The 13,054-nt window shown below is 71.0% G+C and carries 12 protein-coding genes; 9 read left to right on the top strand and 3 right to left on the bottom strand.

What is annotated here, in order from left to right; translation table 11 throughout:
* Positions 1–3: 3 nt before the first annotated feature.
* The 3 genes from Aau02nite_RS20305 to Aau02nite_RS20295 form a co-directional block, all read right to left on the bottom strand.
* Positions 4–1,143 carry an App1 family protein phosphatidate phosphatase gene (locus Aau02nite_RS20305; protein ID WP_438841155.1) on the bottom strand — a complete coding sequence of 380 codons (1,140 nt, stop codon included), beginning with the start codon at positions 1,141–1,143 and terminating at the stop codon, positions 4–6.
* Between the two features lie 27 nt (positions 1,144–1,170).
* Positions 1,171–1,845, bottom strand: a complete 675-nt coding sequence (locus Aau02nite_RS20300) for a hypothetical protein (protein ID WP_212990099.1) — start codon at positions 1,843–1,845, stop codon at positions 1,171–1,173.
* Positions 1,846–2,009: 164 nt separating this feature from the next.
* A complete protein-coding gene (locus Aau02nite_RS20295; protein WP_212990098.1) occupies positions 2,010–2,750 on the bottom strand; it encodes a hypothetical protein in 741 nt (246 codons plus the stop codon).
* Positions 2,751–2,841: 91 nt separating this feature from the next.
* On the opposite strand from Aau02nite_RS20295, the gene Aau02nite_RS20290 reads away from it, so the two are divergent.
* From Aau02nite_RS20290 to Aau02nite_RS20250, 9 genes are all read left to right on the top strand, one after another.
* A complete protein-coding gene (locus tag Aau02nite_RS20290) occupies positions 2,842–3,678 on the top strand; it encodes an NAD-dependent protein deacetylase (protein WP_212990097.1) in 837 nt (278 codons plus the stop codon).
* Positions 3,679–3,732: 54 nt separating this feature from the next.
* Positions 3,733–4,125, top strand: a complete 393-nt coding sequence (locus Aau02nite_RS20285; protein WP_212990096.1) for a hypothetical protein — start codon at positions 3,733–3,735, stop codon at positions 4,123–4,125.
* A 213-nt stretch (positions 4,126–4,338) separates the two neighbouring features.
* The gene (locus Aau02nite_RS20280) at positions 4,339–5,361 is read left to right on the top strand and encodes a LacI family DNA-binding transcriptional regulator (RefSeq protein ID WP_212990095.1); all 1,023 of its coding nucleotides are present in this window, start codon (positions 4,339–4,341) and stop codon (positions 5,359–5,361) included.
* A 124-nt stretch (positions 5,362–5,485) separates the two neighbouring features.
* Positions 5,486–7,168 (top strand): ABC transporter substrate-binding protein, encoded by a 1,683-nt coding sequence (locus Aau02nite_RS20275; protein ID WP_212990094.1) that lies wholly within the window; start codon positions 5,486–5,488, stop codon positions 7,166–7,168.
* Between the two features lie 75 nt (positions 7,169–7,243).
* Complete coding sequence (locus Aau02nite_RS20270) at positions 7,244–8,377, top strand: ABC transporter ATP-binding protein (RefSeq protein ID WP_212990093.1); 1,134 nt, start codon at positions 7,244–7,246, stop codon at positions 8,375–8,377.
* Complete coding sequence (locus Aau02nite_RS20265) at positions 8,374–9,354, top strand: ABC transporter permease (RefSeq protein WP_212990092.1); 981 nt, start codon at positions 8,374–8,376, stop codon at positions 9,352–9,354. The genes Aau02nite_RS20270 and Aau02nite_RS20265 overlap by 4 nt, the downstream gene beginning before the upstream one ends.
* 3 nt (positions 9,355–9,357) lie before the next feature.
* The gene (locus Aau02nite_RS20260; protein ID WP_212990091.1) at positions 9,358–10,446 is read left to right on the top strand and encodes an ABC transporter permease; all 1,089 of its coding nucleotides are present in this window, start codon (positions 9,358–9,360) and stop codon (positions 10,444–10,446) included.
* Positions 10,443–11,450, top strand: a complete 1,008-nt coding sequence (locus Aau02nite_RS20255) for an ABC transporter ATP-binding protein (protein ID WP_212990090.1) — start codon at positions 10,443–10,445, stop codon at positions 11,448–11,450. Before Aau02nite_RS20260 ends, Aau02nite_RS20255 begins: the two co-directional genes overlap by 4 nt.
* 71 nt (positions 11,451–11,521) lie before the next feature.
* Positions 11,522–12,925 carry a GH1 family beta-glucosidase gene (locus tag Aau02nite_RS20250; protein ID WP_212990089.1) on the top strand — a complete coding sequence of 468 codons (1,404 nt, stop codon included), beginning with the start codon at positions 11,522–11,524 and terminating at the stop codon, positions 12,923–12,925.
* The last annotated feature ends 129 nt before the right edge of the window (positions 12,926–13,054 follow it).

Below are 13,054 nucleotides of genomic sequence, written 5' to 3'. Positions count from 1 at the left end.
CCCTCAGACAATGTCGGTGTCCCGCAGCAGGGACCACAGGCCGGCGCCGTCCGGGGCGGTGAACCACGTCTTGCCGCCCGATCCGACCGCCTCGGGGGTGCCCGACGGCCCGGGGATCGCGCCGGCCAGCACGGCCTGCGTCGGCGAGAGCCGGCGGATGGCCACGGCCGCCACGTTGTCCGAGTGCTCGCGCGCGAACTCCGAGTAGATCTCCGGGTCGTGCTGGCCGTCGTCCCCGATCAGCAGCCACTTGATGTCCGGGAACTCGGCGGACAGCCGGCGCAGAGTGTTGCGCTTGTGCTCCTGGCCGCTGCGGAACCAGCGGTCCGGCGTCGGGCCCCAGTCGGTGAGCAGCAGCGGGCCGGCCGGATACAGGTGCCGGGACAGGAAACGGGCCAGCGTCGGCCCCACGTTCCAGGCACCGGTCGACAGGTAGAACACCGGCGCACCCGGGTGCGCCGTGACGAGCCGTTCGTAGAGCACCGCCATGCCCGGGACCGCGGCGCGGGCGTGCTCGTCCAGGACGAACGTGTTCCACGCCGCGAGCAGCGGACGGGGCAGGGCGGTGACCATCACCGTGTCATCGATGTCGGAGACCACCCCGAACTTCATGCCCGGGTCCACCACCCGGATCGGCGCCTCGACCGACTCGGCGCCCTCGGTGCTGAGCCGGACGCTGGCCCAGCCCGGCTCGAGGTCGCCGGTGACCCGGGCGTCGACGTAGCCACTACGGTCGGTGCGGGTCTCGTGGACCTGGTCGCCGATCTGGATCCGCACCGGCGCATTGTTCACCGGCGAGGTGGTGAAGCTGCGCCAGCCGCGCACCTTGTCCAGCTGCCGGACGGCCCGCGTGCGGCGGGTCAGCACCACCCGCGCCATCACCCGCGCCCAGCCCGGCGATCCGTAGCCGGTGTACGCGGTGATCACCGGCTCCCAGCCGCGTTGCCGCAGCCGGCGCTCGATGACCTCGTGCACGGCATCCTCGATGCGCGCGGCACGATGCAGCCGTAGGGCAGGCGGGGGGCCCGCCGGGGTCAACGACACTTCGGCCTCCTGCCGTCCGTCATCAGCGACCCTGACGGTACCCGGCCCACCTGAGTCCCGCCCGCAACCGGGCCCGGCGGCAGCCTGACGGGTGACCACATTCCACTCTGGACGATCGCGGGCGGCTCAGCGCACTGCCAGCCGCGCCTTGGCCGGGCGCGCCGGCGTCCACTGCTGCTCGTAGTGCACGTCGCGGCCGGCGGGGACCCGGACCGGGCGGGCCTCGGCCCGCAGGCTGCGCAGGGTGGCGGCGGCGCGCTCGGACTTCTGCCACGCCAGCCGCTCCTGCTCGGCCGCGGCCTGGTAGGCGGCGAACCGGTGCTCGCGCACGGCGGCCCGCAGCGCGGCCTCCTGGGCGACCGGGTGCCGCCGCGGGTTCCAGCTGCCGCGGTGGGCGAGCACCTCGTTGAGCTGCGCGATGGACAGCTCCCGCTGCCGGCAGGCCGCGGTGGCCATCCGGTGCAGGTTGCGCTCGCGGTCGGCCAGCTCGGTGCGGGTCCGGCGCTGCTTGAAGACGGGGAAGGCGGCCGCGGCGGCGACCCGGCGCGCATCCCGGTCGGCGGCGTCGAACGCCGCCCAGGCCGCGTCGACCCGTTCCTGGGCGCGCTCCCATTCGGCCCGCCGGCGGCGGGACAGCTCGGCGGCGCGCTCGGCGGCCACGGCGCGCTCGCCGGCCTGCGGATCGGGCGGCAGCGCGCCGGGGCGGGCGGGACGGCGGGGCACGGCGAAGAGGGCCGTCGCGGCGGCGACGGCGATGAGCAGGACCATCCAGATGGTTGCGGCGGTTTCCACGATGAACATCCGCTTCTCTAGGGGTTCGTCACTGATCTCGGGCCGCTGACGGGTCGCGGCGGTGCCGGCTTCCGGCGTTTCCCGTACGCGCACAGGAGTCGCTCATGAAAGCCGAGGGGCCGGCGCCGTCCGGGGACGGGACGCCGGGTGGGATGCGGGGTGGTGTGCCCGGCTCAGGCGCGCGGTGGGCCGCGCTGGCCGTGGACACGCTGGGTGACGCCGCCGACGGCCGCGCGGGCCTCGGCGCAGATCTCCCGGCCGCCGTGCCGCGACTGGACCGGCAGATCGGTCCCGCCCCGCACCGTGCCGGCGTCGCCCTGCCCGGGAACCGGAGCGCCGCCCTCAGCGGCCTGAGCGGCCTCGGCAGCCTCGACGGCCTGAACGGTCCCGGCGGTCCGGGCAGCCTCAGCGGTCCGGGCCTTGACGGTCCGGGCGGCTTCAGCGGTCCGGCCGCTCTCAGCGGCCTCGGCGATTCCGGCGGCCTCGGCGATTCCGGCGGCCTCGGCGATTCCGGCGGCCTCGGCGATTCCGGCGGCCTCAGCGATTCCGGCGGCCTCAGCGATTCCGGCGGCCTCAGCGATTCCGGCGGCCTCGGCGGTTCGGGCGGCCTCAGCGGCCTCGGCGGTTCGGGCGGCGTCGGTGACGCCGTTCGCCGGCTCCGGGTCGCTCAGCGCCAGGCCGGCCTGGTTGCCGCCCGGGCGGATCGGCGCGGGGGCCTCGACCATCGGCACGGCCGGGCCCGCCGGGGTGTCGACCGTCGTGACGATCGTGACCGGCGACTCGGCCGGCGTGTCGGACGGGCTCAGCACCGAGGGGAGCGCGAAGGCCAGGGCGATCAGCGCCAGGCCGGCGAGGAACTGCAGCAGGCGTCGACCGTCCCAGTAACGGGGCAGCAGGCGCGCGACAGTGGCCACTCTGACAACTTACCGTTCTCGGCCCCTGCGTGCACAGATAGTGGTGAGTGCGTCCTTCGTCCCACTCCGGCGAGTGAGGGACCATGGACGGGTGACGCAGATCGAAGAGCTCGCCGAGTGGGTCGGTGACGGTGGCGTGGTGGTGCTCAGCGGGGCCGGCCTGTCCACCGATTCCGGCATCCCGGACTACCGCGGACCCTCCGGCGCGGCCCGCCGCGCCACCCCCATGACGTACCAGGCGTTCACCCGGGATCCGGTCGCCCGGCGGCGGTACTGGGCGCGCAGCCACCTGGGCTGGCGCACCATCGGCGACGCCCGGCCCAACGCCGGGCACCGGGCCGTGGCCCGGCTGCAGGAGCTGGGCCGCCTCGACGGGATCATCACCCAGAACGTGGACGGGCTGCACCAGGCGGGCGGCGCGCACGGCGTCGTGGAGCTGCACGGCAACCTGTCCCGGATCACCTGCCTCGACTGCGGTGAGCTGTCCGACCGGATGGCCCACTCGGACCGCCTCGACGCGGCGAATCCGGGCTTCGCGGCGGCCGTCAGCGCGGTCAATCCGGACGGCGACGTGGAGATCGACGACGCCGAGCTGGACGGCTTCACGGTCGTCGACTGCGAGTCGTGCGGCGGGATGCTCAAGCCCGACGTCGTGTACTTCGGCGAGACCGTCCCGGCCGAGCGGGTCAGTCGTTGTTTCGAGCTGGTCGCGGGCGCGCGGACGTTGCTGGTGCTCGGATCCTCGCTGACCGTGATGTCCGGGCGGCGGTTCGTGCTGCGCGCCGCCAAGGACGGCATCCGGGTGGCGATCGTCAACCAGGGCGTCACCCGCGGCGAGCCGTACGCCGGCCTGGTCGTCGACGCCGCGCTGGGTGAGGTGCTGCCCGACGTGGTCAGCCGGGTGGAGGGTGTCGCCGTACTCGGCTGATCTGGGTATGCGGGCTCATCCCGCACCCCCGGGCACCGCCCTAGGTTTCCTGCCATGCGCGCAAACAAGTTCCGTTCCCTGTCCGGCCTGCTCGCCCTGGCCGCCGCCACCGTTTTCAGCTGGTGGGCCTGGCTGGGCCGGGACACCACGAAGACGCTGGATCCCGAGACCGGGAACTACTCCGGCCCGTACACCACCGCCCAGGTCGCCGGCGCCGTGCTGACGCTCGCCGCCCTGCTGGTGGTCGCCGTGCTGCTGCGGGTGCCGGCGCTGCCGGCCGCCGCCGTGATGACCGTCGTGTTCACCGCGGCGTGGACCGCGCAGGCCGCCGGCGAGGACGAGACGGGGCTCTACCTGGTCGGCGCCTTCCTCGTGCTGGCCGGCATGACCGCCGGCACGACCGTGGTCGCACTGATCACCGCGCGCCTACGCCGGCGGACGACCTGATCCCGTCCGGCCACCCCGCCCGTTTCACCCGGTATCGAGGGGCTCGCGAAGCACGTAAACGATTAAGCCGCAACCTAGTTACCGTCTCGAAACCTAAATAAAGCTACCGACGCGTTGACGTGACCCGGCTCACCAGAGTTAACTGCCCGGAACCGCTCCCGAAACCGGTTCCGAAACTGCGGTGCAACCATCTGGACACAAGTCGGAGGACACGTGCCAATCACCATCGCCGATGTGGCAGCTCGGGCCAAGGTCAGCAAGACCACGGTCTCCCGGGTGCTCAACGGCAAGGGTGAGCTGGACGAGTCGACCGCCGCCCGGGTCCGCAAGGTCATCGAGGAACTGGGCTATGTGCCCAGCTCACGGGCCGTGGGCCTGGCCCGCGGCCGGACCCGCGTGGTCGGCATGCTGGTCCCCTCGCTGACCTGGCCGTGGATCGGCGAGGTCCTGCAGGGCGCCGTGGACGTGCTCGAGACCGAGCGCTACGGGCTGCTGCTGTTCACCTGCAACCGCGGCGAGGAGTCGATGCGCCAGTTCGGCGCCCAGGTCTCCGCCAAGAGCTTCGACGGGCTGCTGGTCATCGAGCCCGAGGGCACCCTCGACTACATCGCCATGCTGCACGCCCGCGGCCTGCCGGTGGTGCTGATCGACGACCGTGACGTGCAGCCCGGCCAGATCCCCAGCGTGGGCACCACCAACCACACCGGCGCGGGCGCCGCCGCCCGGCACCTGCTCGAGATCGGCCGGCGCAAGCCGCTGGTCGTCGCGGGTCCCGCGCGCTTCGGCTGCACGGTGCAGCGGCTCGACGGCTTCGCGAGCGTCTTCGCCGAGGCCGGCCACCCGGTCAGCCCGGACCGTGTGCTCCAGGGTGACTTCACGATCGCGCGCGGCTTCGAGCTCGTGCAGGCGGCGCTGGAGTCCGGTGTGGAGTTCGACGCGATCTTCGCCCACAACGACCTCTCCGCCACCGGGGCGATGCAGGCCGTGCTCGACAGCGGCCGGCGCATCCCCCAGGACGTCGCGGTGGTCGGCTTCGACGACATCCCCATGGCGGCACACACCCAGCCGCCGCTGACCACCGTGCACCAGCCACTGCGTGAGATGGGCGAGGCGGCGGCACGCACGCTGCTCGCCCACTTCGAGGGCTCACCCCTGCCCAACCGCCCGACCGTCATCCCCGCCACATTCACCGTCCGGGGCTCCACCGGCGTGAGCCCGGAGCCCGACTCCGCATAAGCCGTACCCCCTGTCACACCCCCATAGATCCGCAAAACGGCCGGCGTTGCGACGTCCGGCGCACTCGCCCTGCCTCGGGGCACCCCCTCTCACCCGATTCGCACCACCTGAGGAGAAATCAGAGATGCAGCGCAGGAAATTGTTCGCGGTCGCCCTGGCGGGCGTGCTGGCCTCGGGCGGCCTCGCCGCCTGCGGCGACTCCCCCAACGAGGGCAACAAGAAGGCCGGCAGCGGGGCCACGTTCCTGACCGTCGGCATGCCCAACGGCCCGCAGACCGAGAACCACAACCCGTTCCTCACCACGTCGGCGGGCGCCTCGCTCGGCTACCGCTGGATGATCTACGAGCCGCTGCTGATGTGGAACCCGGTGAAGCCGGCCGAGCCGTCCCGCCCGTGGCTGGCCACCGGCGCCGAGTGGACGCCGGACTTCAAGAAGGCGACCATCACGGTCCGGGACAACGCCAAGTGGTCCGACGGCAAGCCGGTCACCGGTGACGACGTCGCCTTCACGTTCAACCTGATCAAGAAGAACGAGGCGCTGAACCTGGCCGCCACGCCGTACGGCGAGATCACCGCCAGCGGCAACACCGTGACGGCCACGTTCACCAGCTCGATGTTCGTCTACAAGGACAAGTGGCTGGGCCAGACCCCGATCGTGCCCAAGCACATCTGGGAAGGCATCAAGGACCCCACCACCGACCCGAACAAGACGCCGGTCGGCTCGGGCCCGTACACGCTGAAGTCCTTCACCCCGCAGACCACCACGCTGACCGTGCGCGCCGACGGTTACTGGCAGGACCTGCCCCAGGTCAAGGAGCTGCGCTACACGTCGTACACCGACAACAACGCGCAGACCACCGCGCTGTCCGACGGTTCGAACGAGTGGAGCTTCGTCTTCATCCCGAACTACAAGACGGTCTTCATCGACAAGGACCCGGCGCACTACAAGGTCTGGGCCCCGCCGGTGCTCGGCATCCACGGCCTGTACATCAACACCACCAAGGCGCCGTTCGACAACGTGGCCCTGCGCAAGGCGATGAGCATGGTCGTCAACCGCGAGGACATCTTCAACCAGGCCGAGGCCGGCTACTTCCACCCGCTCATCACCAGCGTGACCGGTCTGCCGTCGCCCGCCGGTGACGCGTTCGTCGCCCCGGAGTACAAGGGCGTCAACCAGAAGGTCGACGTCGAGGGCGCCAAGAAGGTCCTCGCCGACGCGGGCTTCAAGCTCGAGGGCACCACGCTGAAGGACCCGAGCGGCAAGCCGGTGAAGATCACCCTGACCGACCCGAGCGGCTGGTCCGACTACCAGACCTCGCTCGAGATCGTCAAGAGCAACTTCGCGGAGATCGGTATCGCGGCCACGGTCGACAAGGCGAACCAGGACGCCTGGTTCCGCAACGTGGAGGAGGGCAAGTTCGACGCCACCTTCCGCTGGACCAACGGTGGCTCGACGCCGTACGACATCTACCAGACCATCATGGACGGCAAGCTGCTGAAGAAGATCGGCGTCGCCTCCCCGGGCGGCAACTTCGGCCGCTTCAACAGCCCCGAGGCGACCGCGGCGCTGGCCGCGTACGCCAACGCCGCCGACGACGCCGCCCGCACCACCGCGCTCAACACGATCCAGAAGATCTTCGTGGAGCAGGTGCCGATGATCCCCGTCGGCGCGGACAACATCGGCATGGCCTACAGCACCAAGAACTGGGTCGGCTGGCCCGACGACACCAACCCCTACAGCGCCGGCCAGCCCACGCAGGCCAACGCTCTGGACGTCGTCCTGCACCTCAAGCCCGCCAACTCCTGATCCGCGGCGCCGCGCCCCGGCCGGGTAACTCCGGCCGGGGCGCGGCACCCCGGCTGTCACCCGAAGGAATTCGGCATGATGCTTAACCCGGAAACCGGGGCGCCGGCCAACGAGGTGGTGCTTGAGGCGATCGGCCTGACCAAGCACTTCCCCGTCCGCCGGAAGCTGCGCGACCTTTTCAACCGCACGCACGACGCCGTCCACGCGGTTGATGACGTACATCTCACGCTGCGACGCGGCCGCGTGACCGCCCTGGTCGGCGAGTCCGGCTCCGGCAAGTCCACCGTGGCCCGCCTGCTCGCGCAGCTCTACCCCCGCACCGCCGGGGACATCCAGCTGCACGGCCAGAGCACGAAGGTCAAGGGCGGACGGCAGTTCCGCCAGTACGCCGCCCGGGTCCAGATGATCTTCCAGGACCCGTTCGCGTCGCTGAACCCGGTGCACACCATCCGGTACCACCTCACCCGGTCGTTGAAGATCCACCACAACGCCGGCAACTCCGCCGAGGAGCTCGAGGCCGCGCTGAACAACCTGCTCACCCGGGTCAGCCTCACGCCGCCGGAGCGCTACCTCGACAAGTTCCCGCACGAGCTCTCGGGTGGCCAGCGCCAGCGCGTGGCCATCGCCCGGGCGCTGGGCGCGGACCCGGAGGCCCTGCTGGCCGACGAGCCGGTGTCCATGCTGGACGTCTCGATCCGGCTCGGCGTGCTGAACCTGCTGCGCGACCTCAAGGAACGGCTCAACCTCGCCATCCTCTACATCACCCACGACATCGCCTCGGCCCGCTACTTCGCCGACGACACGATGGTGATGTACGCCGGCCGGATGGTCGAGGGCGGCGACAGCGAATCCGTGACCCAGTCGCCGGCGCACCCGTACACCCGGCTGCTGATCGACTCCGCGCCCGACCCGGACCGGATCGCCAACATGCTCGGTGACGCCGCGGACCGCGGCAACGGCGAACCGCCCAGCCTGATCAAGCCGCCGAGCGGCTGCCGGTTCCACCCGCGCTGCCCGATGGCCATGCCGCGCTGCCACACCGACCTGCCGGTCCGCCTGGAGATCGGCGACAAGCCCGGTCACTGGGCCGCGTGCTGGCTCTACGACGAGGCCACCGTCGCCGCCCAGCCGCCCGGCTCGGCCGCCGCCGGCCACTCCCCCGAGGCCGTCACGGTCGCGGCGGACGCGCACCCGGAGGAGGTCCGATGAAGTTCCTGATCCAGCGGATCCTGTTCTACCTCTTCACGGCCTGGGCCGCGATCACCATCAACTTCTTCATCCCCCGGCTCATCCCCGGCGACCCGGTCAAGTCGCTGCTGGCCCGCTTCCAGGGCCAGATGAGCAGCGACGCGATCGACTCGCTGTACGTGCTGTTCGGCCTGGACAAGGACGCCAGCATCTGGAGCCAGTACGTCGACTACTGGAAGCAGCTGTTCCAGGGCGACCTGGGCCTGTCGTTCACCGCGTTCCCGTCGCCGGTGTCCGAGGTCATCAGCGACGCGCTGCCGTGGACCGTGGCGCTGGTCGGCATCACGACCGTCATCAGCTTCTTCCTCGGCACCAGCCTCGGCGTGCTCGCCGGCTGGCGGCGCGGCTCGTGGATCGACGGCCTGCTGCCGGCCACCACGTTCCTGTCCTCGGTGCCGTACTTCTGGCTGGGCCTGCTGGCCATCTACCTGCTCGCCGGGCCGGACAGCTTCTTCCCGTCCTCGGGTGGCTACGGCACCGACGTGGTGCCGTACCCGGACTGGCCGTTCATCTCCAGTGCCCTGCAGCACAGCCTGCTGCCGGCGCTGACCATCCTCATCTCCTCGGTGAGCGGCTGGATCCTGAGCATGCGCAACATGATGGTCACCGTCGCGGCGGAGGACTACATCACGGTCGCGCACGCCAAGGGCCTGTCGGACCGCCGGGTGGCGCTGAGCTACGCGGCCCGCAACGCCCTGCTGCCCAACATCTCCGGCTTCGCGCTGTCGCTGGGCTTCATCGTCGGCGGTACCCTGCTGGTGGAGATCGTCTTCTCCTATCCGGGGCTGGGCTTCCTGCTGTTCCGGGCGGTCGGGGCCAAGGACTACCCGCTGATGCAGGGCATCTTCCTGGTCATCACCATCTCGGTGCTGGTGGCCAACCTGATCGCGGACATCGCCTACCTGATGCTCGACCCGCGTACCCGCAAGGAGGGCTGACAGGTGACCATTCCCACCTCCAGCATCGACCAGGTCATCCCCGGCCAGGGCGCGATGGCGCAGCCCGAGGCGGCCAAGCCCGGCAGGGCGGCCAAGCGCCGCAAGTTCCGGTTCATCTCCAACAAGAAGGCCATGACCGGGATCGTCATCCTGGGTATCTACCTGCTGTTCGCGATCATCGGGCCGTGGGTCGCGCCGTACGACCCGGACGCCCGCGGCAAGCAGTTCGTCGCGCCGCCGTCGGCCGACCACTGGTTCGGCACCACCCACCTCGGCCAGGACGTGTTCAGCCAGATCCTGGTCGGCACCCGGGCCGTCATGCTGGTCGGCCTGGCCGCCGGCGTCATCGCCACCATCCTGGCGGTGCTCATCGGCGTCACCGCCGGCTACCTGGGCGGCGGCTGGGACGACAGCCTGTCGGCGCTGTCCAACGTGTTCCTGGTCATCCCGGCCCTGCCGCTGATCATCATCGTCACCGCGGCGGTACCCAGCGGCGGTGACACCCTGGTCGCCCTGATCATCGGTCTCACCTCGTGGGCCTGGGGCGCACGGATCCTGAGAGCCCAGACACTGTCGCTGCGCAGACGTGACTACGTCGAGGCATCCCGGGCCACCGGCGAATCCACCTGGCGCATCATCATCTTCGAGATCCTGCCCAACCTGACCGCGATCATCGCGTCCGGCTTCGTCGGCACGGTCATCTTCGCGGTCACCTCGGAGATCACCCTGGCCTTTATCGGCATCGGCTCGGCCACCTCGTGGAACTGGGGCACGATCCTGTTCTGGGCGCAGAGCCAGCAGGCCCTGGCCCAGGGCGCGTGGTGGTGGTTCGTCCCGGCCGGTCTGGCGATCGCGTTCCTGGGCACCGCCCTCTCGCTGATCAACTTCGGCATCGACGAGTTCGTCAGCCCGCGGCTGCGCAGTGCCGGCAAGACGAAGATCAAGACCACCTCGGGCCGTACGGTCCGGATGCGGGTCGGCTTCACGCCGGTGCTGGACAACTCGGCGGCGCCGCACACCCACGCCAGCCCGATCCCGGTCATCGGTGGCAAGCCGACCCCGGTCACCCGCAGCAAGGAGGCCACTCGATGAGCGAACCCGTTCTCGAGATCAAGAACCTCAATGTGGACTACGGTCTGGGCGACCAGGCGGTACACGCGGTCCGCGACGTCAACCTCACCCTGCACCGCGGTGAGGTGCTCGGCCTGGCCGGCGAGTCCGGCAGCGGCAAGTCCACGCTGGCCTACGGGCTCACCCGGCTGCTGGCCCCGCCCGGCGTGGTCAGCGGCGGCGAGGTCATCTACCACCCCGAGAAGGGTGAGCCGTACGACGTCCTGGGCCTGACCGACAAGCAGCTGCAGGCGTTCCGCTGGGCCGAGACGGCGATCGTGTTCCAGGGCGCGATGAACTCGCTCAACCCGGTGCACAAGATCTCCACCCAGCTGACCGACGTGCTCGCCGCGCACGAGCCGCAGATGTCCGCGCACAGCCGCAACGCCCGGGCCCGGGAGATGCTCAAGCTGGTCGGCATCTCGGCGGACCGGATGGACGCGTACCCGCACCAGCTGTCCGGCGGCATGCGCCAGCGCGTGATGATCGGCATGGCGCTGATTCTGCAGCCGCAGGTGGTCATCATGGACGAGCCGACCACGGCACTCGACGTGGTCATGCAACGGCAGATCCTGGGTCAGCTGATCGAGCTGCGCGAGCGGCTCGGCTTCTCGGTCATCTTCATCACCCACGACCTGTCGCTGCTGGTGGAGTTCTCGAACCGGATCGCCATCATGTACGGCGGCCGGATCGTCGAGGAGGCCCAGGCGAACTCGCTGTACCGCGACTCGCTGCACCCGTACAGCAAGGGCCTGCTCTCCTCGTTCCCCGCTCTGCGGGGGCCGCGCCGGGAGCTGGCCGGCATCCCCGGCTCGCCGCCCGACCTCAAGGCCATGCCGACCGGATGCTCGTTCCACCCGCGCTGCCCGCGGGCCTTCGAGCCCTGCGCCGGCAACATCCCCGTGCTCGGCAACCCGGACACGCCGGACGGGGCCAACCGCACCGTCGCCTGCTGGCTGCACCCGGTCAAGCAGCCGGTCGGCTGAGCACAGCACGCCGACGGCCCCGGCCCCACCAGCCGGGGCCGTCCCCGTATCCACCCCCCTTCAGGAGAACCATGAACCCGACTGTCACGCCCGCTCCCGGGCTGCTCCTGCCCACCGCCGACCTGCCGCCGTCGTTCCGGTGGGGCGTCGCCACGTCCTCGTACCAGATCGAGGGCGCCGTCGCCGAGGACGGCCGGACCCCGTCCATCTGGGACACGTTCTGCCGGATGCCCGGCGCCGTGGTGGGCGGCGACAACGGCGACGTCGCGTGCGACCACTACCACCGGATGCCGCAGGACGTGGCGCTGATCAAGAGCCTGGGTGTCGACACGTACCGGTTCTCGGTGGCCTGGCCGCGGGTGCAGCCCGGCGGCCGGGGCCCGGCCAACCAGGCGGGCCTGGCGTTCTACGACCGGCTGACCGACCGGCTGCTGGCCGAGGGCATCGACCCGTGGGTCACGCTCTACCACTGGGACCTGCCGCAGGAGCTGGAGGACGCGGGCGGCTGGCCGAACCGGGACACCGCGTACCGCTTCGCCGACTACGCCATGCTGGTCTTCGACAAGCTCAGCGACCGGGTGGACAACTGGACCACGCTGAACGAGCCGTGGTGCTCGGCCTGGCTGGGCTACTACGTGGGCGTGCACGCCCCCGGCCGCAAGAACTTCGACGACGCCATCGCCGCGGTGCACCACCTGCTGCTCGGTCACGGCCTCGCGACCCAGCGGATGCGGGCGGCGGCGACGCGCGAGATGAAGTTCGGCATCACCCTCAACATGGGTACGGCCGACCCGGCCACGGACACGGCGGCGGACCGGGACGCGGCCCGCCGCGCCGACGGCATGGGCCTGCGCATCTACCTGGACCCGCTGCGCAAGGGCAGCTACCCGGCGGACATGGTCGAGGACCTGGCCGCGCGCGGCACGGCGTTCCCGGTCCAGGACGGCGACCTCGAGGTCATCTCGACGCCGTTCGACGTGCTCGGCGTGAACTTCTACTTCGGCCAGGACTTCAGCGGCACCGACGAGCAGGGCAACACCCACGACGCCGACGGTCACCCGGTGGTGCGGGCGATCCTGCCGGCCGGCCCGCGCACGGCGATGGACTGGCCGATCACCGCGGAACGCTTCACCCAGCTGCTGGTCCGCCTGCACCGCGACTACCCCGGCCTGCCGATGGTGATCACGGAGAACGGCGCGGCCTTCGACGACAGCGCCGACGCCGACGGCAACGTGGCCGACGAGGACCGGACCTCGTACCTGGCCGAGCACATCGCGGCGGTCGCGGCGGCCCGGGAGCAGGGGGCCGACGTGCGGGGCTACTTCGCGTGGTCGCTGATGGACAACTTCGAATGGGCCGAGGGGTACGCGAAGCGGTTCGGCATCGTGCACGTGGACTACGAGACCCAGGTGCGTACGCCGAAGCAGTCGGCTCTCTGGTACCGCGACACGATCAGCCGGGTCCGCGGCAGCTGAAGTGGCTGGGCCGGCGCGGCGACCGGGTGGTCACCGCGCCGGCGTGGCGTCGTCAGCTCCGACCGCGGCGTCATCAGCTCCGACCGCGGCGTCATCAGCTCCGGCCGTGGCGTCGTCAGCTCCGGCCGC

It is taken from the genome of Actinoplanes auranticolor, from assembly GCF_018332655.1.
GTDB lineage: Bacteria > Actinomycetota > Actinomycetes > Mycobacteriales > Micromonosporaceae > Actinoplanes > Actinoplanes auranticolor.
Note: the sequence above shows the minus strand (reverse complement) of the source record. Positions and strands in the feature narration are given on the sequence as shown.